This is a genomic window from Lacrimispora sinapis (assembly GCF_043633585.1).
Classification (GTDB): domain Bacteria; phylum Bacillota; class Clostridia; order Lachnospirales; family Lachnospiraceae; genus Lacrimispora; species Lacrimispora sinapis.
This window is the reverse complement of record NZ_CP141832.1, coordinates 1,603,014-1,628,205: the sequence shown is the minus strand read 5'-3', so window position 1 is coordinate 1,628,205 and position 25,192 is coordinate 1,603,014. Positions and strand designations below refer to the sequence as shown.

Here is a 25,192-nt window from a genome sequence, read left to right as displayed (position 1 = left end):
CTTAAAAGACGCATCTGTTATTGCTGAGGAACTACTGCAAAAAACACCAACTCCTTATCTCCGCTATTAATAAGGCTGTGAGCATGTCCCTTGGGACAGTAATGACACTCGCCTGCCTTAACGGATTCTCTTCCTTCGTCAAACAGCACCGTTCCATTACCCTCAAGAATATAGATGATCTCACTGCTGGTATCGTGAGTATGCATTCCGATGGAAGCTCCCGGCTCTAATCTCCCCCGCTGGATCTTATTGTATTGATCCGCAAACATTCTGGTTTTAAATTCTTTTTCCCCTCCTTGAAACTGAGGCAGGACCGCTTCCTCAATTTCATTAAAAACAATCTTCATATCATGACCTCGCTTTCGTGTTTTTTACTCTGTGTGACTTAACCTCCAGTTATATATTCTTTAATCAAATTACCACGCATAAAGAAGAAAAACAACCATTTTAAAGAAGTTTTTCCCATTTTTATATAAAAAAAGAGACAGGCAAAAGGAAAACCATAAGACTCCTTTTCCTGCCCCTCCTTTTTTATCCTTTTTCTATCACAAATTCTGTTACAAGTTCCTTTTCGCCGCTGATGCAATATTCCGGGTGAACGGGTGCTCCCCAGCTGTCATCACCGCCTACGCCTCTCATGGCGCCCAGAATCGTTACAACCGTATTACGCACTGCAGGTAACTCTTCCCGGTGGGTCGCACATTCCAGTTCCTCTGCCGTATACGGGAGCACAGAAGCGTCAAAGGGCTCACTTAACGACCGGAACCTGATGGAATGGCCATCCATGCCGGATACCTTGAGCCAGCGGACTCCGGTTCTGTTTCCGCACTCCTGGGGAACCAGATAGCGGGATACGTTATTTTCCGGCGTATCTTTATAGATCCCAAGCCTTGCCCCCTGTCTCCGGTCACTGTAATTTTCCTCCGGTCCCCGTCCGTACCAGGTGAATTGTTGAACTGCTTCGGGCGTGATAAGCCTCATGCCAAAGGCAGGCAGCTGCGGAAGGCCCTTTTCTCCTTGATATACCGCATTCACTTTAATCCTTCCGTCTCCGGTCACTTCATAGGTAACCCGGGTCATTGTTTTGGGAATGGTGGTCAGTTCATAGGTATAGGTAACCTTGATCCGCCCCTTTGTTTCCTCCACCAGACAGTTTTTATTGTCATAACGGGGAAACCGTCCGGCACCGAACCATACCGCACTGTCTACAGAAAATTTGCTGCCCTTATCATTGTCTGTGGTCGCCCGCCAGTACACCGGCATGATCGGTCTTCCAACCCACTCCTTTCCATCATAAACGATGGAAACGATGCTACCCTCCTGTCTGGAAAACAACACCTGGAAGCCTTCTCCCCTAACACCGATGTTTACATCTCCATATATCACAGTAAGCGGCTTTTCACAACACGCTTTTGTTTCCCCTTCCACAACTGAACGATGCTCTCCAAAGGCGATTTCAAACCCGGCTTCCGCCCACAAGGTATCCTGCTTCAAAAGAGCGGAGACCTGGCTGACATATTCTCCGGGCTCAGTAAATTCCGGAACATCTACGTCAATATGGCTGGACGTAAAAGGGTTCACCGCTGCATAAAAACATTTCTGAAAAACGGGTTCCCCATCCTTTAAAACCATGTAGACAAATTCCAAATCGGAGGTATCCGTAAACATTCTTCTGTTTTCAATGGTAACACCTTTTAAATCTGGAACCAGACGGATATCCTGATATAAGTACTTCACTTCCTGGGCCTTGGGAGAAACGGTACGGTCTGCATAAATGATTCCATTTCCGCAGAAGCTGTAATCGGTAGGGCGGTCACCAAAATCACCGCCATAGGTCATATGCTCTTTGCCGTACTGATCCTTTTTCATCAGAGACTGGTCCATATAATCCCAGATAAATCCGCCCTGATACATGTCATACCGGTCTTCCAGCTGGGTATATTTATCCATTCCTCCGAGAGAATTTCCCATGGCGTGCATATATTCACAAAGAATGAACGGTTTTTCCGGACTATTTGTTAAATATTCCTCAATCTCATGCACCTTGGCATACATCCGGCTTTCCATGTCACTGATCTGATCATAATCCCGGTTGTGGAATACCCCTTCATAATGAACAAGCCTGGAAGGATCCCGATTCCGGAAGAATTCTGCCATTGCAAGAATATCCTCCCCTGCATAAGACTCATTGCCGCAGGACCAGATCAGAACGCTGGGATGATTCTTATCCCGCTCCAGCATGGATTTTGCACGGTCGATCACGCAGTCTTTCCATTCCGGAAGATTCCCCGGAACGTTCCAGGAAGGCTCCACTTCCCCCATCTTCTGCCAGGAGCCATGGCTCTCTAAGTTGGCCTCATCAATCAGATAGATCCCATACTCATCACAAAGCTCATACCATAAGCTCTGATTGGGATAATGGCTGGTCCGTACTGCATTGATGTTGTGACGTTTCAGGAACCGTATATCCCACATCATATCTTCTTTCGTGATGCTTCGTCCTCTCCTCACATGAAATTCATGCCGGTTGATACCCCGGAATACAATTCTTTTTCCGTTTAAATGCATGATTCGATTCTTTAATTCAAAACGCCGGAATCCCACCTTCTGAGGGACCACCTCATTTACTTTTCCCTCCTCATCCTTCAAAATCACAGTGAATTCATACCGGTAAGGGTCCTCTCCGCTCCACAAACGAACAGAGGGTATTTTTGCATAAAGTTCCACTTTTCTATCGGCAGGGATTCCATCCCAAGAAGACACCTCTCTGCCTTCCTTGTCCTTTAAGACCGCAGAAACCCTTCCTTTTGTCCCTTTTAAAAGTGTCAGTTCCCCACGGAACAGTCCGTTCTTACCATCTTCAGAAACATCTCCGTGGACAAACACATCCTCCACATGGCATTTGGGGACTGCATATACATAGACATCACGGAATATGCCGGAAAAACGGAAGAAATCCTGATCCTCGATCCAGCTGGCACTGCTTCTTTTATACACTTCCACCGCCAGACGGTTGGTACCGGCCTTCACCGCATGGGTAATTTCAAATTCTGACGGGGTAAAGGAGTCTTCCCCATAACCGATGAACGTCCCATTGAGCCATACATAAAAAGCGGTCTCCACGCCCTGGAAGGATAAAAACTGACGTTTTCCTTTGAGAGAATCCTTTAGTTCAAATTCCCGGACATAGCTTCCCACCGGATTGTTCTCCTGATCCGTAAACGGAGGCCGGATATCAGCCAGCCCATCCCACGGGTACATGGTATTGATATACTGACATCTGCCGTATCCGTTCCGTTCCATATGACCAGGGACTTCAATTTCTCCAAATCCGCTGTCATCATAACCTTCTTTGTAAAAATCTGCTTCCCTGTCCGCAGGGCGATTGGCGTAGGAAAACTTCCATGTACCGTTTAAAAGCTGGCGAAGCCCCATTTCCCCTTTCGAGGCTTCCTCCTCCGATTCATAATAACAATGATCGGAATGAGCCGGTATGCGGTTGACTGCAAAGACTTTCGGATCTTCGAGCCACTCCAATTTTGCTGTTTTCAGTTCCATAAAGAACCCTCCTTCGATTCAAACTGTGGTTCCATTTACCGGACAAAGCTTGTTACCATGGTCTCCAGGCGAACGGATTCCCCTTTTTTTATGCGATAGGATACTGCCGGAATGGATGCATTCGGATAAAGTACATTGGTATTCGGGTCTGCTTCTATTATCACGCCTTTGGCCCCGGGACCCTTTCCGGATACTTTGCATCCCTGCTTTTTCTGGAAAATATAGGACTGCTCTCCCTCTGCCTTTTGTTCGTACTCTTCCGTAAATTTCTCTACGGAAAAACCGCAGTCGTAAGCCACACAATCAAACTGGCTCTCGATTACATGAACTCTTAAATGGCCATAATCCTGAGGAACAATGGTGGTATTTACTTTGATTCCCGGAAATGGATGCCAGCTGCTGATGACCCGTTCTTCGGATACTTCATAGAAATCACTGTATTTTCTTACAAATACATAATCATCTCCGTCAATGACAAATGCCAGAGTGGAATCAGGTGCATTTTCATGAAGCACGATCTGACTCCTGGCCACCGAGAAACCAAATCTGGTGGAATATGCGAACTTTGAATATTTCTCAGGCACATGACCGTGTCCATATGTTTCACATACGCCTGCCGGATAAGCCACTACATCGCCTCCCCGGCGGTGCATCAGCATATCTGCCTGCTTTAACAGCTTTCGGCTGGAAAGTTCCGGCAGTGCTTCTCCTTTTGCGGTCCAGAACGGGTGGTCATCCGGCAGTCCCAGGCATAAAAGGGTCTTCATGCCCCAGTACGGCGAACCGGGTGCATTGTAGCGCTCTGCCATAATCAGGTTGGGATAGCTGTAGCCTATGGTCAGTACTCCATCCCGGTCAAACATCTTCTGCTCCATCCACCAGTTCAAATGACGGCTGATAATTCCCTTTACCACTCCCACCGGAATATCATCAAGACCGGCAAATAGGTACGCCGACCAGAATGCGGCCTCTCCAAACCGGTAGGAAAGACTTCTTCCGTAGGGAAGCGCTGCTCCATTTTCATCAAACCAGTAAAGAAACTCTCCGGCAAATAATGTGGCTCGTTCCTTAAAACGCAGGCAGCGTTCCGGGTCCTCCTTTTCCATGACTACCGCATAGATCAGTCCATAGTAATGGAGAGCGAAGGAAATGTAATAATCCTTCTGGCTGGATCCGCCATCCCGGTACCAGCCTTCCCCCAGATAATAGCTTTCTATTTTAGCGAGTCCCGAAGCCAGGCTTTCTTCGCTGTAACGGCACCCCAGTTTCTTTAAAGCCACATTGACAAGAATCATAAAAAACTGCCAGTTACAGTCAGGAATGATGTGCTCATTGATTCCGTAAAGCCAGTTTGCCAGATTTTCTTTTCCCTGATCTCCTAAGGGTTCCCAGGTTTTTTCCGGGGTGAAAATCAAGCTGCAGGCGATAGCTGCCATTTCTACAAACTTCTGGTCATAGTCTCCAAATCCGCCCCAATATTCCGGATGGGCTGGATCCGTTCCGTTTAAGAGGCCTTTCTGGTAAATCTCTTCAAACCCGCTGCCTCCTCCGAGCCAGAAGGGAACCAGTGCCCACAAGGGACGGGAAAACGCCTCCATCTCAATGCTGGTTTTGGGATATGTGACGCCGGTATCACCCAAATGGAGCCTCGCACAGCCTTGGCTGTACAAGGGCTTTAAGGGCTCCAGAACCTGAAACATCCATTGACGGAACTCCTGTTTCGTTTCTAGTTTCATATTATTCTGCCTCTTTTCAAATGATTTCAAATATTACCAATAAGGATTCCAATCCGTGGATAACCGGGTCAGGGCTTCCATATAGAAATAATCTCCCCAGATGTTGCATTCGTCTACCCCTTCCGGAGTGCAGGTATTGTAAGGAGACTTCTTGGAATAGGTGCTGTGAAGAACCAATCCATTGGATTCCTTTAAATCCTTTACCGCATAATGCTCCACGACAGATGCCATGATCTTTTTCGCCATGGAGGTATAATAAGCGGCCTCCTCTTCCTCCAGATACTTTGCCATCTCAAGCATACCGCAGGCTGCTATGGATGCAGAAGAGGAATCTCTTGGCTCTGTGGAGCCTTCCCCAAATTCCAGATCCCAATACGGAACCAGATCCGATGGAAGATGCTCCAGAAAGTATGTGGTCACCCGCCTAAAATCGTTGATGTATTCCGGACGGCTGGTATAACGGTAAGCCATGGCACAGCCGTAGACACCCCAAGCCTGGCCCCTGGCCCATGCTGACCCGTCTCTGTATCCCTGACAGGTAGCTCCATGATCCGGTGCTCCCGTCTCCATGTTCATGAAAAAGGTATGCCAGGTAGAATCATCCTCCCGGATCACATTGGCGAGGGCGGTATGAATATGTTTTTCTGCAATCTCCCGATATTTTTCATCGCCGGTTTCTTCCGTCGCCCAGTATAACAAAGGCAGGTTTAACAGACAGTCAATGATGAAGCGGTAGTTTTCCGGCTGATTCATGGGTCCCCAAGCCTGGATAAATCCCCCTACCGGCTGGAACCGGCTGATTAGCTGGTCTGCCGCTTTTATGGCCGCTTCTTTTCCCAACTCATCTCCTGCCAGTTTGTAGCCTGCCACGCAGGAGGGTGAATACAAAAATCCCATATCATGGTGATCCACTTCGATCTTACGGTCGATCCGGTCCAAAAAGCTTTTGATCTGGATCTGTCCGGCGTTTTTTAACTCCTCTGCCCTGCTCCATTCATAAGCCAGCCAAATCTGTCCGGTCCAGAAGCCGGTGGTCCAGTTCACATTAGGAGTTGGTTGGTAAAAACCGTTTTCGCTGTACGCTTTTTTAAAGGAATGGGTAAATTCCTTTAAATTATCTTTTACCTGTATCACCGCAAAATCCATAGCTTCACGGCATTTTTCCTCTGTAAGCTCCGGTTTTTCTTCAAACAGGGCTTCCATCTGCTTGCTCATCTTTTATTACCTCCTCGTAAAAGTCCTTCATTACTGAAAAAGCAGGCTTTTCCCGTTTCCGGTCCGCAGTCACAAGCCCTTTGATATTATATCCTTTTTGATATGCACCCAGCCGCTTGGGAGTCCGGTAATCAAACAATATCCATGGTGAAGTGCCCTGAATATAGTCGGTTTTCCGGAAAATTGCAACCTGTTTTTCGTAAATCTCCTTTTGCTCCTCTTCGGACCCCCGCACGTTACTGCCAGCCTTTCCATCGGGCAGATAACCATCTGCTCCGAATTCACTGATGACCACTGGTTTATCTGGGTTTGAGCCTTCTAAAATCACATTCAGCTTTTCATAATCCGGATCATACCAGCCATAGTATTCATTGAATCCGATGACATCCAAATGTCCTTCCAGCCTGTCGGATATTTTTAAATTTACCACATCCACCAGACAGGCTGCAGACACCAGACGGCTGGGGTCATAGGCTTTTGCGGTTTCAGCCAGTTCCCTCATAAAGTGATACCGTTCGTCTGTATCGGGATTTTCGTTGCCCACAGACCAGATCACTACGCTGGCCCGGTTAAAATCTCTTTTGATCAGTTCCATAAGCTGGTTTTTTGCATCTTTGAGGGTATGGGGATTGGCAAAATCAATCCACCAGTAAACCGGGATCTCCTCCCATAAAAGAATGCCTTCCTCATCTGCCAGTTGAGAAGCCCACTCCGTATGAGGATAATGAGCCAGGCGCAGAAAATTGCAGTTCATTTCTTTGGCTTTTTTAAAGGCCTGACGGATGTCTTCTTTCGTAACCGCCTTCCCATGCTCCTCCGTCTCCTCATGCAGACAGGCCCCCCGAAGAAAGACCGGTTTTCCATTTAAGAGGATCTTTCTTCCTTTCGTTTCCACCGTACGGAAACCGATCCGGTCTCTTACCTCATCAAGAACCTGCCCCCGGATGCGGAGTTTTACGAAAACTTCATATAATTTAGGGTCCTCTGGATTCCACAGAGAAAGCCCATCTGCTTTAAAAACAGCCTGTCCCTCTCCCTCTGTTCCAATGGATATCACCGTTTCTAACTGAAGCTCTGGAATGGAGAAAACGGCTTCTCCTTCTAAAAATCGTTCACAGCCGCCTAAAGATACGGAAACCTTTATCTCCTTATTTTCCCGGTCATTCAAATGAACGTTCATATCTTTGATATAAATATCGGGTACAAAAAGAAGGGATACACTCCGGTAGATGCCCCCGTATAAAAACCAGTCCGTATTTTCACTGGGGATCTGATCCTGACGTCTGGTATTATCTGCAATTACGATGAGTCGGTTTTCTTCCTTTAACTCTTTAGTCACTTCTACCCCAAAGGGCGTGGAACCACCCTTATGCAGTCCCAGAAAAACGCCGTTTAAAAAGATTCTTGCTTCATAGGATACGGCACCAAACTGCAGGAACACACGCCCCCCCGGATTCTCTTTTAAAAAGAACCGGCGGCTATATACCGCCGGTCCCTCATAATAAAAATATTCCGGTTTCACAAGGTTCCATACTGCCGGCACCGGGATCTCCTCCCAGTCATCAAACCCATAATCCAAAGGAACTCTGCGCCCCTCTGAATTTGTTTTCTCTTCCAGAAACCATTTGGCTCTGAGACAGTTATCATACATATCTACGGAAAAATTCCAGTTTCCGTTTAAGGACACTTCTTTTCTGCCGCCGGAAAGCACATAAGATCCGGCCTCCAATATGGGAGACATATAATGGTCCTTATAAGCTTCATTATGGATATTGTCCACGAAATTTTTTATTTGTTTCATCTCTTTACCCTTTCACACCAGTTGCAGCAACACCTTCCACAAAGTGCTTCTGCAGAGACAGGAACACGATAAGCACAGGAATCAGGGACAGAACCGACGCAGCCATAATCAAACCATATTCCGAACTATACTGGCTGATGAACATTTTCAGTCCTAACTGCAATGTTTTTTTTGCTTCTGACTTTAAATAGATCAAAGGTCCTAAGAAATCGTTCCATGTATTAACAAAGGTAAATATGGTCAGTGTGGAAAGCGCCGGTTTTGACAATGGCAGCATGATCCTTGCATAGATCTGATACTCGCTCATACCATCAATCCTTGCCGCTTCACACAGTTCATCGGGGATGCCCTGATAGAACTGACGCATCATGAACACGCCAAAGGCGGAGAACGCCTGGAGGAAGATGATGGCCAGATGAGAATCGTTTAACCCGAAGTTTCTCATCATCATAAACTGGGGAACCATGTATACCTGCCACGGAACCGCGATGGTTGCGATATAAGCCATAAACAAGGTGTTTTTGTAGCGGAATTTCAATTTTGCAAACGCATATGCTGCAAAGCTGCTGGTCAAAAGCTGCAAAGCAGTTACAATCAGCGTGATTTTTACTGTATTCAATACAAAGGTCATAAGCGGGATCTTTGTCCAGATATCCAGATAGTTCTGCCATCTGGGATTTTTTGGAATCCACTGGATTGGGAAAACAAATACGTCTTTATCCAGTTTTAAGGAAGCGGAAAACATCCAGGCAAAGGGAACCAGCATGGTAAAGGTCAGAATCACCAAAACCACATAAAGGAGGCATTTGCTGATTTTAGAATTTCTGTTTTTTAATTTCATAACGTATCCTCCTTTTCTTAGTTTGCATACTTCTTCTCACCACGGAACTGAACCAGTGTGATGACAAGAACCATTAAGAACAACACCATAGCTACCGCACTTGCATAACCTAAATTCCAGTTACGGAATGCCTCTTCATAAATGTGGTAAACAAGTACCATTGCCTGGGAGCTTACAATTCCATTGGAACCTCCCGCCAGCATATAAACGATATCATAAACCTTAAAGCAGTTGATGGTTAAGATAATCGTTACAAAGAAGGTGGTTGGCTGCAGCTGGGGCCAGGTAATATAGCGGAATTTCTGCCAGGCATTACAGCCGTCAAGACCTGCTGCTTCATAAAGCTCCCCGTTAATCCCTTGTAACCCTGCAAGGTAGATCACCATGTAATAACCCATATTTTTCCATACACTGAACAACACGATTGTAAACATGACCCAGTGAGGATCTGCGGCCCATTTTGGAAGACTCTTTGCATGAACTCCAAGATTATAAAGAAGCATATTGACAGGACCGCTCTTCATGGGGCTGAACAGCATATTCCATACTGCTGCCACGGCTACCAGGGAAGCCACGTAAGGAAAGAATCCAACGGTCCGGAAGAAATTCCTTCCTTTGATCTTCTGGTTGAGCACGATTGCTAAGCCAAGGGCACATGCCAGGGTCAAAGGAACCGTCGCCAAACAGTAAACAAGAGTATTTACAAAGGACGCCCGGAATCTGGCATTTGCAAACATATCTGCAAAATTGTTAAGTCCTGCAAACTGCATGGGACTGTTTCCATCCCATTTCATAAATGCCAGAACAAAGGCAAAAATGATCGGTCCCAGTGTAAAAACTGCAAATCCGATGAAATTAGGAGCAATAAAGGAATAAGCAATCAAATTCCTCTTTTCCTGTCTGGTAAAACGCTCTCCTGTCCGGACTTTTTTAATTTTTTCATCTATTATTTCGATCTTCGCAATCAACCCATCACGTTTTCTTGTGCTTGTGGCATCAGGAAGCATTTGAATTAAAGCATCCCGTTTTTCTTGCAAGGCTGTGATTTTTTCCTGTTTTTGCGACTCCGTTATTGTCTTCGCCATTTTGCTCTTCCTCCTTTTTCCACTATTCGTTTTATCAATTCTCAAATCAGAAGTTTCTTTAAATGAGGCGGGCTTTTCGCTGCCCGCCTCTGTTTGATCTTTCAGGATTTTACTGACCTAAAATTGCACCAACTTTTTCGTTCATCTGAGCAATGCCGTCATCCACGGACATGCTGCCTGTCATGATTGCATCATGAGCTTCATTTAAAACGGTTTCAATTTCAGAACTCTTTTCATTTACCGGCATTTCAAGATAGAGTTTGGAAGTATTAAGCGCATCCGTGCTGGTTGTGTCATCCTTGGGGAATCCGTCTGCTCCGGAAACCAGATCAGCAACCGTATTGTTCATAACAGCCGGGATGGTTCCTGTAGCTGCAAGGATCTCAGCACCTTCTTTTCCGCTTGCAAAATTGATAAATTCCCATGCAAGATCTTTATGAGGTGCATTGGAAGGAATTGCCAAAGAGGTAATGGTTGCAAGAGTGGAACCTGGTTCTACGCCTTCCGCATGAGGATATTTTGCAATGCCCCAATTGGTACAGTCGGTATATTCACCGGTACGGATCTTCTCCATTAAAGTAGAAATAAACCATGTTCCCATGTTCATCATCGCTACATTTCCCTGGGCAAATGCACCGGAATAATGCAATCCGCTGGTCTTTAACGTAGCATAATCCTGGCAGATACCGTCTTCCTGCTCTTTCAGCACCATCTCATAATATGGTTTTAAGAATTCATATTTTCCGTCTATAATGGTATTTTTGCCATCGAGAATCCCGAAGAGCTGTACCGCAGATCTCCAGGTATGATAATGAGCTCCATATACCTCCTGTCCTGGTGTGTCCACAGCCAGACTTCTTGCCAGAGCGTCATACTGCTCAAAGGTCATATCATTGGTTGGATAAGCAACCCCTGCTTTATCAAATAAATCCTTGTTGTAGAACAGTACCCAGAAGTCATTGCGGAACGGAATCTCATATAATTTATCATCCACCTTAATCTGATCCGTAAGACCCTTATACTGGGTTAAGTCCACATTGGAAGACTGGATATAGCTGTCCAGAGGCTCTAAAACCCCTTTGTTTACAAGCGTCATATATCCAGGAACATCCTTAACGGTCACAACGTCAAAATCAGAACCGCTTCCTGTTAATTCTGTTGCAAGAACGGTCTGGTAATCGGTAGATCCCAAATCTACCATTTCGATCTTTACATCCGGATGCTCCTTCTCAAATGCATCAATCAGCGGCTGATAATAGGTCGTTGAGCTGACATCCCAAACAGACCATTTTAAAACGGTCTTTCCATCTGCAGACTCCGTAGTTTCTGCCTGCTTTGTCTCTTCCTTTGTGCCTTCTGAGGAACCTGCCGTCGTTCCCTTTGTGCTTCCGGCACAACCAGCAAGACTGGTTACTACCATGGCACAGGCCAGTGCAAGACTGAGCGTTCTTTTTTTCATTGTATTCCCTCCTGATTTGAAATGATTAAAAAGTAAATGCCATCTGCGATCCGGCGATTTACCATACCTAAATTATAAAGGAACTTTTTCCATTTAAGAATGGAATATCTATTAGAAAAGATTCACTATTTATTCATAGACTTTTTTTAAATTTTCTAAACATGTAATTTTTTATGATAAACAGTAATATTTCTCTCTTGCATACATATTTACCTGTTTTTGCAAAAAACACACCTGCTTTTTCATTGACATTTTACAAGAAATAGGCTAACTTTGTAGAAGAAACCATCAAACAATACTGTATGAAAGAAAGAAGGGACATATTTTTATCATGTGGAAAAAGCTCCTCCCGAAAACGATACGGGGTAAACTTATGGCTCTTACCGCCTCTGTCACGCTGCTCATTACCGTTCTTACCACATCGGTCTGTTTCTGGGTCTTTCAGTCTTTTTTAAGAAAAAACCAGATTCAGTCCGCCGAATTCAGCTTACAGGTTGTAAATAATAATATTGCCGCTGATATGAAGGATATCATATATTTCAGCAAATGGTGCTGCTCCAACGGCGCCATGCTGGATTATTTAAAAGCATTTAAAGGCCAGTCAAAGCTCCCCACGTTTACCCAGGACAAGAAAAACTTACGTCCCCTGGCCCTCTCCTCACACAACCGTTTAAAAGAAGAATATTATAATACCCGGTCCAACGAGTACATTTCCCGGGTAATTGTTTCCACCCTTGATGAGAACAACTTTCTCCAAATGGCGGCCTCCGCAAGCTATACCTCTCCCTATGCCGCTAAAATTATCCGCCAGCAACGTTTTTTTACCACCCTCTATGACTCCAGAGACTTTCTCTGGATCGGTCTGGTAAAAGACCCCTTTTCCGATATCAGCGGGGAAATGTACATTCCCATAATACGTCCGGTATACAATGAGTTCAGTTCCCAGATCATCGGTTGGACCTATGTAGAGATCTCATCCCAGCTTTTTACGGATTATCTGGCTTCCTACCCTCTTCCTGATGATAGCTCACTTTATCTGACCATTGGGCCAAAGACCTACAGCTTTCGTTCCAATGACTGGCAGGAGACAAAACTTCCTTATAAAGATCCGGTCCTGTTACCGGAAAGTGATTCTTTATCCCAGGGAACACAGGTTTTTTCCGCTACCACAGACCAGGGGCAGAAGCGCATCGTAGTCGAACGTCCGGTGGAAGGAATGGAAGGATTCCGGCTGTCTCAGGTGTTGTCAGAACAACAGTTTGACCAGCAGAAAAATTTATATACCTTGCTGATTCTGGGAATATGCCTTTTTATCCTTTCTCTGGGTGTACTGTTAATGTTTCTGTTAAACCGGATCATTATGGGTCCGATTCACAAATTGAGCGGGAAAATATCTAAAATCTCCGCCGGGGATTTTTCAAGGGATCGGTCCATTGAATGGGACCATGAGCTGGGCCAGGTAGGAAGAGGCATCAACAGCATGTCACAAAACATCCTCACCCTGTTAGACAAAAGGGTTTCCGATGAAAAGCAAAAAAAGGATTTGGAATATCAGATCCTCCAAAGCCAGATTAATCCCCATTTTTTATACAATACACTTAATTCCATCAAATGGATGGCTACCATACAGAATGCTGCCGGCATTGCCGACATGACCACTGCTTTGGCCAGACTTCTTAAAAATGTATCAAAAGGAACCGCATCACTTATTCCCTTAAAGGAAGAGCTGGCTCTTGTAAAGGATTATTTTCTCATCCAGCAATACCGCTATGGAGGCAGTGTTTCCATTGAGTATCACATAGAATCGGAACAATTGTACGAGTGCATGATTCACCGTTTTTCCCTGCAGCCCATTATAGAAAATGCGCTGTTCCACGGAATCGAACCTGCAAAGACGGCAGGCAGAATCATCGTCTCCGCACAGACAGAAGAATTATTTCCGCAAAAAATCTTAAAAATAGAGATTACGGACAACGGGGTTGGTATGAGTCAGGAGACGATCCGGCAGGTATTAAAAAACGATACCGGCAGCGGCAGCAAAACGGAATTTTTCCGGCATGTGGGTATCAGCAACGTCAATAAACGCATTCAGTACGATTTTGGTCCGGAATATGGCATTACCATAACAAGCGAACCAGGAGCTTTCACCACCATGACTATCCGGATTCCATATGTACTTCATTCAGAAAACCAGTCAACAGAAAGGTAAGTTATGAAGAAATTATTGATTGCAGACGATGAACCTTTGGTTCAGATCGGAATTAAATCCATGTTAAACTGGGCGGATTATGACATTGAAATCTGCGGAACTGCCGTGAATGGGAAAAATGCCCTGGAAATGATTGCAGAATATTCACCGGAAATCGTTATTTCGGATATTCGTATGCCCATTATGAACGGTTTGGAACTGGCAAAAGCCAGCCGGGATACCTATGGAAATATTCCCCTTTTCATCTTTCTGACCAGTTATGAAGAATTTCAGCTTATCAAAGAAGCCATGTCCTATGAAGCCGTAGACTACTTAATCAAACTGGAACTGAACGCAGATTCACTGTCTGAAGCAGTAAAAAAAGCACTCTCCCGCTTGGATACCCTGCAGGTATCTTTGGAATACAGGGACTCCGGGCGGCCGCTTTTACAGAGTTATTATGAGAAATTTTTTATGCGGCTTTTACATAATTTATTTGACAGCGAAGATCAGTTTTTACTTCAGGCCAGGGATTTAAAGCTGGAATTTATGGAGAACTGCTATTTTGCGGCATTTTGTGAAATCAGGGAAGACGGGCATAAGGACATGGATTATACCAAGCTTATGAAGCTGTATAACAGCACCCTGCAGATGGCAAAAGAGATTATCGGAAAACATCTTCCGGCCTATGTCATCTCTCTGGATATGAAACATTTTGCAGTGGTCTTCCATCTGCCGGAAGCAGAAGATTTTAAAGAAGAAATCATCTCCCGCTGTTTTTCCAATGCGGCAGAAATGGTTCACAATTACTTTAATGTAACCTTATTTACCGGAGTGGGAACTCCTGTGAGCCACCCTATGAAACTCAGCGAATCCTATCAGGAAGCCCGTCAGGCATTTTCAAAAGCCTCTGAAAAAGAAACTGCCGTGATCTTTACTGCTTCTGATATGGCTTTTATGCGTAACGCCTTTAACATTACGGTATTTAAAAATGAGATCACAAAAGCCTTTAATGAGTTTGATACGGACGTGCTTTATCGGACCTTAACAGAGATCATCGAATTGTTTGAATCCCATCCCATGCGCTTTTCCCAGGCGGCGGACGGAGCCTGCAACATCCTTTATTTAGCCCTGTCCCTATTGCCTGACGGAGAAAAAAATATGGCGGAAATCTTCTCCTCCTACAGCGACGGTTACCGTTCGATTTACCGTTTCAGCAATGTGGAACAGATCTCCGAATGGATGGTCATTTTCCGCGACGGACTGTGCCAAATTCTTAAATCCAAACGGAAAACCTATAAAGCCCATGTTATTACAAATGTTCAGAAATACATTAACAATCATATTACGGAAAAGCTCAGTTTAAATGAAGTTGCCGGGATCTTTGGGTTAAGCCCGAATTATTTAAGCATCTTATTTAAAAAGAACTGTCAGCTTGGATTTTCTGAATACATTGCCCAGGCAAAGATAAACAAAGCCAAATCCCTTCTTCTGGAGCAGGACATGAAAATTTACGAAGCGGCCGATCAACTGGGCTTTGAAAGTGCCTTTTATTTCAGTAAAGTATTTAAAAAAATTACCGGCTTATCCCCCAGGGAATTTATACAGCAAAATACCATCAGCACCTGTGATGAGACTTAAGGAGAATGCGTCATGATTACAGAATTGGCAAAAAACATAAACAAACCATTATCCTGCTTTAATTTATATCCCCCCGCCTGTGAGCGAACGAAATGGGAATCGCTTCCGGAAGACTTAAAGAAACGTCTGGTAAACAACGGCGAAAAATTCTTACATTTTGAGTATCCGTCCATAACCGCAGTGGATTTTATGACATTTACCAGAACAGGAAACCGAAGTGATTTTGAAGACAAGCAATTTTCCAGAAGGATCGCTCTTGACCACCTTGTGCTGGCGGAATGCGTGGAACACCAGGGTCGTTTTCTTGATGATATCATCAATGGATTTTATGTCATATGTGAAGAAAATGCGTGGCAGCTTCCGGCCCACAATTCCTATATCCGGGATACGCCTCAGTTGATACTTCCAGATGTCACACGTCCTGTCATTGATCTGTTTGCCGCCGAAACTGCTTCCGTTCTTTCCATGGCAGAATATCTTTTAAGACAGGAACTGAGCGGGGTCAGCCCCTTCCTTTCTAAAATGATCAATAAAAACCTGGAGGAACGCATTTTCACGCCTTATCTTCAGGAACATTTCTGGTGGATGGGGGATGGTTCCAGCCAGATGAACAACTGGACCATATGGTGCACCCAGAACATACTCCTCTCCGCCTTTACCAGAGAGCTTCCAGAAGAAAAAAGGATGGCAATCTTTCAAAAAGCGGTAAAAAGCATGGACTATTTTCTTGATGAATACGGGGAAGACGGCTGCTGTGACGAAGGTGCCCAATATTACCGTCATGCCGGCCTGTGTCTGTTCAATTCACTTGAAATTCTAAATGATATCACTGACCAGACCTTTCTTCCCGCTTATGAAACTGAAAAAGTAAAAAACATAGCCTCCTACATTTTAAACGTTCATATTGATGGCATCTACTATGTGAATTTTGCTGACTGCTCCCCTGTTGCCGGACGATGTGGTGCCAGGGAATTTCTATTCGGCAAAAGGACCCGGAATAAAGAACTGATGGCATTTGCTGCCTCTGATTATCAAAACAGTGAGGATCCTTTGACAGTTGATGAACACAATCTGTTTTACCGGGTGCAGACCATATTCACTCATGAGGAAATGATTTCATATGAGAAAGCTCCCGTTATTTCCCATGAGGATACCTGGTATGAAAGCGTTGGTATTTTCATTTCCAGAGATGATCATTTTTGCCTGGCAGTAAAAGCCGGTGACAATAACGACAGTCACAATCACAATGATACCGGAAGTTTTACCATATTTAAAAATGGGCATCCTCTTTTTATTGATGTGGGTGTGGAAACCTACAGTAAAAAGACGTTTTCCCCTGAACGCTATGATATATGGACGATGCAGTCACGTTATCACAATCTTCCTACCTTTTTTGACGGAGATACAGAAATCATGCAAAAAGACGGCGCAGAATATGGTGCAGAACAGGTATCCTGTTATTTTGGAACTTTGGAAAGCGGAATAACCATGGATCTGGCCTCAGCCTATGCAGATCCAAGGATCCGCTCTTATATCCGCAGCGCAGTGCTAAAAAAGGGAAACGGGATTGTTATTACAGATCACTATGATGGCGAATTAAATCCGGTCCTATCCTTAATGTTCTATGAAGAACCAATGGTTTCAGAAAATTCCATAACCATTGGAAATCTGGGGAAACTAACGGTGGAGGGTGCCGCATCTATAAGAAAAGAAACCATTCCGATCACCGACAAGCGATTACAAACCGCATGGAAACATGATATTTACCGCTTGTTGATTGCTATAAAAAACCAGGATTTGATATTGAACATTTACTAATTTTAAAATCTTTCCAGTTATAAAATATTATCATGGATTATCTGAAGTATTTCTCTTTACAGGGGAATACTTCTTTTTTTATCCAATAATAATTCTTATTTTCTTAATACTTTTCGTATGATTTTGCATCAGTTACCAAATCACATTTTTTAACATAAATTATATAGAACCAATTAATAATTCACTACACGTCATAACTATTAAAGTTAAACGGAGGAAAACAATGGATAATATTGCTTTACAACTAGAACTAAATTCTTCCTCTACTGTTGATTCAGGCGCAAATGTGCTAATTGATAATATTCTATTTCTATCTTGAAATATTACCTATAACTCAGCTGCAAACGGCATTTCGTTTGCCCTGTCAACTTCTCAGGGAGATTTTATCATAGGTAATTCACCAATTAAAACAGGTGAACTATACGGAATTGGCATTATAGAAGTTTTAACCGCTCCGGTTACCCTGTCTCTTGTTAATATCAGTAACTCACTGATATATTTTTCTTTAAATGTTCCGCTTAGAGGGTCTATGGATATTATTGAAGAAAATGGTGCGGGGATGGTTCCAGCGGTCCCACCGGACCGACGGGTGCTACCGGACCCACCGGCACTACTGGACCTCCTGGGCAGACGGGTGCTACCGGACCCACCGGTGCGACTGGACCTTCCGGACCGACCGCGGCTACCGGACCCACGGGGCCGACCGGTGCTACCGGACTTTCTGGATTTAAAATTAGTATCCGCTGCAGACTACAATATTACGGCAGAAGTAATACTTTATAGAGATGGCACACTTCTAAATATCAAACAATTAAACAGATCAGGAGCAACTGCAGGTACTGAAATCATACCATTATTGGCACTTATGTTGATACCGCTCCTGCTGCAGGAACTGTAACTTATGAAGTCAGGTTAATTGTTACCGGGTCTGCAAATATAACTTCCAGCAATGCAGCCAACTACAGCTTGAACGTAATTACGTTTTAATTTATAAAGCCCCGGTCTACGGGGCCTTATGCAAAACGATATTTAAAAACAGATCACTACTCTTTATGTATCATAGAAAACAATTATTTTAAGTAAATTTTGTCTCTAACAAACTTGACACTTTATACATATGATATGTTATAAAGGAAATAAAGCCCTTTATAAAAATATACGCATCTTCAAACTATTTTACAGGAAAATATTACACCTTGACAGGAGGGAGTTATAATGAATAATTGTAGAGATTGGGACGGAAACCGCTACGGTTGTGGCGGTGGCTGCGTTGGTCCACAAGGACCAAGAGGATGCCCTGGACCCACCGGCCCCCAAGGACCAAGAGGTTTTCAGGGACCTCCTGGACCTCAGGGACCTAGAGGTTTTCAGGGACCTCCTGGACCTCAGGGACCCATTGGACCCATTGGACCTCAGGGACCTGTAGGGCCTCAGGGACCTCAGGGTATTCAGGGACCGACTGGACCGACTGGACCAACTGGTGCCACTGGTGCTGCCGGTGCTCAGGGACCTCAGGGTATTCAGGGACCTATCGGACCTGCCGGACCAACTGGTGCTCAGGGACCTCAGGGACCCATTGGACCGACCGGACCTGCCGGTGCGACTGGTGCTCAGGGACCCACTGGACCGACCGGACCTGCCGGTGCGACTGGTGCTCAGGGACCTCAGGGACCCATTGGACCTGCCGGACCTGCCGGACCGACTGGCGCTCAGGGACCTCAGGGACCCATTGGACCGACCGGACCTGCCGGACTTGCCGGACCTACCGGACCAACTGGACCGATCGGACCGACCGGACCTGGCGGCGGTGCTGGAGCAACTGGACCGACTGGACCAATCGGACCGACCGGACCGACCGGGCCGACCGGACCAGCAGCACTATTCAGTGGACTTCAGGCACAGCTTACCGCAGGCACAGAAGTCGCAAATGGAAGTCCTGTTTTATTTAATACCGTTTTGAGCGACCTGAGTCCTAATATTTCTTACAACCCAGCTACAGGTATTGCTACAATAACCGCTGCAGGAAATTATTATGTAGCTTGGTGGGTATCTACAGACGGAGCAGGACCAGCCACTTTTGTACAATTCACACTTCAGTCTAGTGGAGGAGCAGGTGTACCTGCTAGTTCACCAGTCGTAACAGGTCAGTTAAATGGTTCTGCACTCATCACAGTTGGTGCGGTTCCTGCAACCATTCAGCTTGTTAATACAACTGGCCAAACCGTTTTCTATGGTGCGACTCCGGTCATTGCAAACATTGTTATTTTAGAAGTTTGACAACCATAATACGCCCATCCGAAAACATTCCTATGTACAAAAATTCCAAAAATAAGATATGCGTCGGAACTAATACTTCCGGCGCATATTCTTTGGAATTTACATCTACATAAGTGGAGCAAACAGTCTCAAAGCTCGTCCTGCAAATCTCTCGTACCATGGATATTGAGATAAGTCCTCTAATGTGACTCTTCTGCTTTGAGCCAATGTTTCCTGGAAATCCCGTTCAATATCTCTGACCGCTTCATTGCAGTACAGATAGGCAGCACATTCAAAATGCAGATAAAGACTTCGGAAATCCATGTTGATGGTTCCTACCACTGCTTTTGTATTGTCACTGGTAAATACTTTTGCATGCATAAAGCCAGGCAGATATTCATAAATCCGGACTCCTGCCCGAAGCAATTCCCCATAATGGGATCTCGCAAGCAGAAATGCATATTTTTTGTCGGGTATCCTGGGCATGATAATGACTGTGTCCACTCCCCGTTTCGCTGCAAAAGCAAGGGCTTTCACCATTCCGTAATCCAGGATCAAATACGGTGTCATAATATGGACATACTGTCTGGCTGAATTGATAATATCCAGATATACCTGTTCCCCTACGCTCTCCTCGTCCAAAGGACTGTCTGCATACGGAATGACAAAACCCTCCATACTCAGCTCCAGCGGATAAAAGTATTCCGGATCTCTTAAATACTTACTGTAATCCTCCGGTTCCGTTTCAGAAATATTCCACATTTCCAAAAACATCATGGTAAAGCTTGCAGCCGCATCCCCTTTGAGCATAATTCCGGTATCTTTCCAATGTCCAAACCGGACACGCCGGTTAATGTATTCATCCGCCAGATTCATTCCACCGGTAAATGCAGTATGTCCGTCTACCACCAGTATTTTACGATGATCCCGGTTGTTCTGATAGGTGGTCAGCACCGGTTTGATGGGAGAAAAAATCTTGGCTTTTATTCCTTTTTTCTGTAATTCCTTTGTATAGCCATAAGGAAGCAGGGTAAGGGAACACATCCCATCATACATAAAACGGACTTCCACTCCCTCTTTGGCCTTTCGTTCCAGAATTTCCAGTATCTCATTCCACATTTCCCCTCGCTCAACAATGAAGAACTCCATAAAGATAAACCGTCTGGCCTCTTCCAGTTCTTTTTTCATCGCTGCAAACATGGTTTCTCCCAATGAAAAATACTTTACATTGGTGCTGCCGTAAGCCGGATAATGACTGGAATTCTTAATATATCTGGCAAGATTGGCATTCTGCCTGCTCATTCTGGACAAATTTTCCATAACCTTGGGAGACTGGACCAAGTACTTTTCCGTATTTTCCATATTGATTCTTAATTTCTTATTCATTAATTTGCCAATGATCTGAAGTTCCACAAACAGATAAAAGAGCATTCCAAATACGGGTACTGCTGCAATCGGAATCATCCAGGTCAGCTTAAAAATTGGATTCTCTTCTTTATTTAGAATATAAATAATAACCAGTGCGCTAAGGAGAGTAAAACCACCGTAAAAATAAGCCAGATAGCGGCTTAAAAAACGATATGCCGCAAAAAGTATGACTATCTGGGCAATGAGCGCTATGGCTCCAAATGTAGTCCGTCCAAAAATAACCCGCAGCATTCCCCTAATTTGCTTCATCCTCGTAACCTCCATATGCAAGTCCATGCAGCTTTGATATGATTCTCTTAGTTTAGCACAAAAATAACTGGAAATAAAGTGCCAAATGACTTCTTGAAATACCATTCGATTTAAAGTATAATGGAAAATAATAAAATTTATCAAAAGGAGACCGTTTATGGAGCAATCAAAGGTTTATTATACAAACTTTCATACCTCGTTTCAGGAGAACCTTCCGCAAAAACTGAAAAGACTGATTAAAAAAGCTGGTATGCTGGATCAAATCGACTTCCAGAACAAATATGCAGCAATAAAAATCCATTTCGGCGAACTGGGTAATCTTTCTTTTCTACGTCCCAATTATGCAAAGGCTGTGGTTGATCTTGTGCAGTCAGAGGGCGGCAAACCATTTTTAACAGACTGCAACACCTTATATGTAGGTAGCAGAAAGAACGCTCTGGATCATCTGGACACTGCTTATGAAAATGGGTTTTCCCCCTTTTCTACCGGTTGCCACGTACTGATTGCCGACGGTTTAAAAGGGACTGATGAAAGCCTGGTTCCTGTAAACGGTGAATATATAAAAGAAGCTAAGATCGGCCGGGCAATTATGGATGCGGATATTTTCATCTCCCTGACTCATTTCAAAGGCCATGAAAGCACCGGGTTTGGAGGAGCTTTAAAAAATATAGGAATGGGCTGCGGATCAAGAGCCGGAAAGATGGAGATGCATAACGCAGGAAAACCCCATGTAGAAGAAGAAAGCTGTGTGGGCTGCCACGCCTGTGAGAAGAACTGTGCTCACAGTGCCATCTCCTTTCAGGAAAAGAAAGCATTTATCGATCACAACCGCTGTGTGGGCTGCGGCCGCTGCATCGGAGTCTGCCCTGCTGATGCTGTCCAGTCTAACTTTGACGAGTCCAATGATGTTTTAAATTATAAGATTGCGGAATATACCCAGGCCGTAGTAAAAGGCCGCCCAAGTTTTCATATCAGTCTGGTTATGGATGTATCTCCCAACTGCGACTGCCATTCTGAAAATGATATTCCAATTATTCCGGATGTGGGAATGTTTGCTTCCTTTGACCCGGTTGCCCTTGATATGGCATGCGTTGACGCAGTGAACCGTCAGCCAGTGATGGCAGGCAGTCTTTTAGAAAAACACGGCAGCCATCACCACGATCACTTTAAAGATACCCATCCAAATACCAACTGGAAGTCTTCCATCGAGCATGCGGTAAAGATTGGACTTGGCAATTCAGAATATGAATTGATCACCATCTGATATCCATAGAAAAGAGAGCACGCATCTGTGCTCTCCTTTACTGCTAATCTTCTATTTTAAATCGAAACGTCCCGGCTTCGCTCAAAGGGACCTTATCTCTTCCAATCTGCCACACAGATATTTCCGAATCCTTTACTTTATTTTCCGCAACATTCTTTGCAATGATCAGCTGGGGCCAGACAAAGGTGGTTTCGACTGCTTTCCCATCCAGGCAGATTTTGGAATAAGGCGTAAAATTATTCCCGTAAATCAACACATTGGAATCATTATAAACCACGTCATCAATGGTGATATCGTCTATGCCCATTTTCAGATCTGTGGTCTGATAAGGACTTTTGCCTCCATACACCTCATGACTCCCATAGAGAATATCGTATTCCAGAGTTTTCATATCCTTTAAGTAATTATCTACATCCGCATGTTTATCGTTAAAATATTTCTGATGAAAACGCATCATCGTACCTTCATGAATGCCCAGCATGTCCAATACATGAGCTGCAAGCTGATAAGCCTCTACATCCTTTTTTACCACAGGTAAATTCATATTATTCCAGACCACATATTCCGTCTGAAAAAGCGTTTTGTTCTTCATCTCACTTTCTGACCACTCAAATCCGGGAAGATGGTCCCCATACATCACCAAGACCGTAGGTTCATTCCGTGTTCTCAGGGTATTCACCAGCGAACGTATGAACTCATCCATTTCATTGATCTGCTGGCAATAATACTCAAAACTAGGATATTTCCCATGTCCCTGAACGGAAATAGTATAAATAAAATCAGGGTTGGGTGTGGAATCCAGCGCCTTCATAATCTCTCCCGTCAAGATTTTATCCTTGCACCACCCAGTAGGATTCCGCTCAATATTGTTCATATATTCAATGGGCGTAAACGTATCAAAACCAAGTTGGGAAAATACACGGTTCCGGTCATAGAAGGTAGCTTCATTATTATGTATGGCATGAGCACTGTACCCGAGATTTTTTAAGTCAAAGGCAACACTTTCCGAGGAAGTCTTTTTTAACACGGTTTTATAAGGGTATTCTCCAGGTCCGAAAAAGTCCAGATTCATGCCGGTAATGGATTCAAACTCCGTATTGGCAGTTCCCGCTCCAACCACTGGTACATTCAAATAACCTCCCGGGTAATTTTTCTGCAATTGGTGGAAAAATGGAATCGGATCATATTTCACCGGATTGTTGTACCACAAAGAAGGGTCAAAAAAAGATTCCAGCTGAATCATAATAATATTTGGTTTTGTATTCTCTGACAGCGCATATAAATTTTCCGGTACCAGCTCTTCATCTTTAATTTCTTCCATGGTTTCGTTATCATAGCCTTCCGGCTTTGATATCCCTGTGTTAAACATGGAATTGGAAAAACAATATGGAAACCCAAAATTACGGAATGCATCACCGATATTGCCAAAGTGCACAGCTACCAAACCGGTCCTCATAGATATGCTTGTTGCGCCAAGAACCAACACCGCACAAACAGCTATCACCCCTGTTCCAAATCCGTATCTCACCTTTTCTTGCGAGACAGGTGCTTTCCGCCAGACAAAAACCAGGCACACGATAGCAAACAAAACCCCAAGTACGATCAGAATAATCTGCTGCCAGGTAAAGTAAACCGTAAACAGATTGACCGCATATTTTACCAGCCGGAAGTCTGCTGCCGTAAATGGTGTGGTCCGAAAAACAAGAAGTATTCCGTTCACCACTCCTAAAAAAAGCCATATGACAGACATTGCAATGCAGATAAATGTCTTTCTCCTCGTTACAAACAGAATCGTATAAGGCAGGGTTATAATCAGTGTATTCAAACAAAAGATGGGAAAACTGCCTAACATATATGAGCCAAGGTCTGCAAGGGATTTTCTGGCTGCCAGCTCAATCATGACATTTATTATGGCAGAAAGAGCAAGAAGCTTTCCCAGCCATTTGACATATCGTTTCATCATATACCTCTTTGCATCATATTTCTTTTTTGAGTCGGCTTTAGTCTACCACATTTTACAGAAAATTTACATACTTTTTATAAAAGAATTTATAGGCACAAATAAGGACCGGCCTTTTGACCGGTCCTTTCTTAATTATTCTTGTTCTTCTGTAGGTTCAAATGCCGCTTCCTTCCCCGCATTGATGCCAGCAGTATCAATTGATTCCACTGTCGTAGCTGTATCTTCCGGTTTTTCATCAAACGCTTCATTTGTTATCGGATCGGCACAGGTCTCTTTTACAGGGGCACCGCACTTTCCGCAATAAAAGGAATTCTTTGGAACTTTCGCTCCACATTCTGCACAAATACGGGTTCCCTCGCTTTGGGACAACTCAATCTCCAGAGCGGCAATTCTTTGCCGGCCAGCTTTTACAGCCTCATATGCCTTTGCATAAGCTTCTCCTGGCTCGTTGTTCGTTTCATAGAACTGTTTACCGATAGCAGCATAAGCTTCTTCCAGCTTTGTTCTCTCAGCACTTATCTGTGTCTTTAACTGTATCGTCTCAGTCAGCGCTTTCGCTTTGGTTGCGACCTCTTTGCCGGTATCGCTGAGTGTTTTCCCCAGCTCTTCAAAAAATGCCATCCGTGATTCCTCCTTTGACTTATACTCCTACCATTTTAACTTTATTGCAGGGAAAAGTCAATGAAAGAC

At 44.3% G+C, this 25,192-nt stretch carries 17 protein-coding genes; 6 read left to right on the top strand and 11 right to left on the bottom strand.

Going from position 1 to position 25,192, the window contains the following annotated elements; translation table 11 throughout:
* Window positions 1–17: 17 nt before the first annotated feature.
* From VIG27_RS07475 to VIG27_RS07440, 8 genes are all read right to left on the bottom strand, one after another.
* Window positions 18–347 carry a cupin domain-containing protein gene (locus tag VIG27_RS07475; protein ID WP_394526772.1) on the bottom strand — a complete coding sequence of 110 codons (330 nt, stop codon included), beginning with the start codon at window positions 345–347 and terminating at the stop codon, window positions 18–20.
* 184 nt (window positions 348–531) lie between these two features.
* On the bottom strand, window positions 532–3,558 hold the full coding sequence (locus tag VIG27_RS07470; protein WP_394526768.1) for a glycoside hydrolase family 2 TIM barrel-domain containing protein: 3,027 nt from the start codon (window positions 3,556–3,558) through the stop codon (window positions 532–534).
* 35 nt (window positions 3,559–3,593) lie between these two features.
* On the bottom strand, window positions 3,594–5,294 hold the full coding sequence (locus VIG27_RS07465) for a DUF2264 domain-containing protein (protein WP_394526765.1): 1,701 nt from the start codon (window positions 5,292–5,294) through the stop codon (window positions 3,594–3,596).
* A 33-nt stretch (window positions 5,295–5,327) separates the two neighbouring features.
* Window positions 5,328–6,509, bottom strand: a complete 1,182-nt coding sequence (locus VIG27_RS07460) for a glycoside hydrolase family 88 protein (protein WP_394526763.1) — start codon at window positions 6,507–6,509, stop codon at window positions 5,328–5,330.
* On the bottom strand, window positions 6,481–8,310 hold the full coding sequence (locus VIG27_RS07455; protein ID WP_394526761.1) for a glycoside hydrolase family 2 protein: 1,830 nt from the start codon (window positions 8,308–8,310) through the stop codon (window positions 6,481–6,483). The genes VIG27_RS07460 and VIG27_RS07455 overlap by 29 nt, the downstream gene beginning before the upstream one ends.
* Before the next feature lie 4 nt (window positions 8,311–8,314).
* Window positions 8,315–9,151 (bottom strand): carbohydrate ABC transporter permease, encoded by an 837-nt coding sequence (locus tag VIG27_RS07450; RefSeq protein ID WP_394526758.1) that lies wholly within the window; start codon window positions 9,149–9,151, stop codon window positions 8,315–8,317.
* Between the two features lie 17 nt (window positions 9,152–9,168).
* Window positions 9,169–10,236 (bottom strand): carbohydrate ABC transporter permease, encoded by a 1,068-nt coding sequence (locus VIG27_RS07445; RefSeq protein ID WP_394526755.1) that lies wholly within the window; start codon window positions 10,234–10,236, stop codon window positions 9,169–9,171.
* 109 nt (window positions 10,237–10,345) lie between these two features.
* Window positions 10,346–11,695, bottom strand: a complete 1,350-nt coding sequence (locus tag VIG27_RS07440; RefSeq protein ID WP_394526752.1) for an ABC transporter substrate-binding protein — start codon at window positions 11,693–11,695, stop codon at window positions 10,346–10,348.
* A gap of 373 nt (window positions 11,696–12,068) precedes the next feature.
* Between VIG27_RS07440 and VIG27_RS07435 the strand changes: the two genes are divergently transcribed.
* The 5 genes from VIG27_RS07435 (at window position 12,069) to VIG27_RS07415 (ending at window position 19,619) form a co-directional block, all read left to right on the top strand.
* Window positions 12,069–13,904 carry a sensor histidine kinase gene (locus VIG27_RS07435; protein ID WP_394526749.1) on the top strand — a complete coding sequence of 612 codons (1,836 nt, stop codon included), beginning with the start codon at window positions 12,069–12,071 and terminating at the stop codon, window positions 13,902–13,904.
* A 3-nt stretch (window positions 13,905–13,907) separates the two neighbouring features.
* On the top strand, window positions 13,908–15,524 hold the full coding sequence (locus tag VIG27_RS07430; protein ID WP_394526746.1) for an AraC family transcriptional regulator: 1,617 nt from the start codon (window positions 13,908–13,910) through the stop codon (window positions 15,522–15,524).
* A 12-nt stretch (window positions 15,525–15,536) separates the two neighbouring features.
* Complete coding sequence (locus tag VIG27_RS07425) at window positions 15,537–17,342, top strand: heparinase II/III domain-containing protein (RefSeq protein WP_394526743.1); 1,806 nt, start codon at window positions 15,537–15,539, stop codon at window positions 17,340–17,342.
* A 529-nt stretch (window positions 17,343–17,871) separates the two neighbouring features.
* Window positions 17,872–18,240 carry a hypothetical protein gene (locus tag VIG27_RS07420; RefSeq protein ID WP_394526741.1) on the top strand — a complete coding sequence of 123 codons (369 nt, stop codon included), beginning with the start codon at window positions 17,872–17,874 and terminating at the stop codon, window positions 18,238–18,240.
* A gap of 317 nt (window positions 18,241–18,557) precedes the next feature.
* On the top strand, window positions 18,558–19,619 hold the full coding sequence (locus tag VIG27_RS07415; protein WP_394526739.1) for a hypothetical protein: 1,062 nt from the start codon (window positions 18,558–18,560) through the stop codon (window positions 19,617–19,619).
* 105 nt (window positions 19,620–19,724) lie between these two features.
* On the opposite strand, the gene cls is transcribed toward VIG27_RS07415, so the two are convergent.
* On the bottom strand, window positions 19,725–21,275 hold the full coding sequence (gene cls / locus VIG27_RS07410) for a cardiolipin synthase (RefSeq protein ID WP_394526736.1): 1,551 nt from the start codon (window positions 21,273–21,275) through the stop codon (window positions 19,725–19,727).
* Window positions 21,276–21,432: 157 nt separating this feature from the next.
* On the opposite strand from cls, the gene VIG27_RS07405 reads away from it, so the two are divergent.
* Entirely contained in the window at window positions 21,433–22,539 is a 1,107-nt protein-coding gene (locus VIG27_RS07405) for a DUF362 domain-containing protein (protein WP_394526734.1), read from the top strand.
* Between the two features lie 43 nt (window positions 22,540–22,582).
* Here the strand turns inward: VIG27_RS07405 and VIG27_RS07400 are convergent, their stop codons facing one another.
* Together VIG27_RS07400 and VIG27_RS07395 are read right to left on the bottom strand one after the other, a co-directional pair.
* A complete protein-coding gene (locus VIG27_RS07400; RefSeq protein WP_394526732.1) occupies window positions 22,583–24,502 on the bottom strand; it encodes an LTA synthase family protein in 1,920 nt (639 codons plus the stop codon).
* A gap of 132 nt (window positions 24,503–24,634) precedes the next feature.
* The gene (locus tag VIG27_RS07395; protein WP_394526729.1) at window positions 24,635–25,123 is read right to left on the bottom strand and encodes a zinc ribbon domain-containing protein; all 489 of its coding nucleotides are present in this window, start codon (window positions 25,121–25,123) and stop codon (window positions 24,635–24,637) included.
* Window positions 25,124–25,192 lie beyond the last annotated feature (69 nt).

Coding starts and splice junctions, on each gene's coding strand:
- VIG27_RS07440 (WP_394526752.1), bottom strand. CDS start 11,695: ATGAAAAAAAGAACGCTCAGTCTTGCACTGGCCTGTGCCATGGTAGTA.
- VIG27_RS07450 (WP_394526758.1), bottom strand. CDS start 9,151: ATGAAATTAAAAAACAGAAATTCTAAAATCAGCAAATGCCTCCTTTAT.
- VIG27_RS07400 (WP_394526732.1), bottom strand. CDS start 24,502: ATGATGAAACGATATGTCAAATGGCTGGGAAAGCTTCTTGCTCTTTCT.
- VIG27_RS07415 (WP_394526739.1), top strand. CDS start 18,558: ATGAATAATTGTAGAGATTGGGACGGAAACCGCTACGGTTGTGGCGGT.
- VIG27_RS07430 (WP_394526746.1), top strand. CDS start 13,908: ATGAAGAAATTATTGATTGCAGACGATGAACCTTTGGTTCAGATCGGA.
- cls (WP_394526736.1), bottom strand. CDS start 21,275: ATGAAGCAAATTAGGGGAATGCTGCGGGTTATTTTTGGACGGACTACA.
- VIG27_RS07470 (WP_394526768.1), bottom strand. CDS start 3,558: ATGGAACTGAAAACAGCAAAATTGGAGTGGCTCGAAGATCCGAAAGTC.
- VIG27_RS07420 (WP_394526741.1), top strand. CDS start 17,872: ATGGATATTATTGAAGAAAATGGTGCGGGGATGGTTCCAGCGGTCCCA.
- VIG27_RS07405 (WP_394526734.1), top strand. CDS start 21,433: ATGGAGCAATCAAAGGTTTATTATACAAACTTTCATACCTCGTTTCAG.
- VIG27_RS07395 (WP_394526729.1), bottom strand. CDS start 25,123: ATGGCATTTTTTGAAGAGCTGGGGAAAACACTCAGCGATACCGGCAAA.
- VIG27_RS07425 (WP_394526743.1), top strand. CDS start 15,537: ATGATTACAGAATTGGCAAAAAACATAAACAAACCATTATCCTGCTTT.
- VIG27_RS07460 (WP_394526763.1), bottom strand. CDS start 6,509: ATGAGCAAGCAGATGGAAGCCCTGTTTGAAGAAAAACCGGAGCTTACA.
- VIG27_RS07475 (WP_394526772.1), bottom strand. CDS start 347: ATGAAGATTGTTTTTAATGAAATTGAGGAAGCGGTCCTGCCTCAGTTT.
- VIG27_RS07455 (WP_394526761.1), bottom strand. CDS start 8,310: ATGAAACAAATAAAAAATTTCGTGGACAATATCCATAATGAAGCTTAT.
- VIG27_RS07465 (WP_394526765.1), bottom strand. CDS start 5,294: ATGAAACTAGAAACGAAACAGGAGTTCCGTCAATGGATGTTTCAGGTT.
- VIG27_RS07445 (WP_394526755.1), bottom strand. CDS start 10,236: ATGGCGAAGACAATAACGGAGTCGCAAAAACAGGAAAAAATCACAGCC.
- VIG27_RS07435 (WP_394526749.1), top strand. CDS start 12,069: ATGGCTCTTACCGCCTCTGTCACGCTGCTCATTACCGTTCTTACCACA.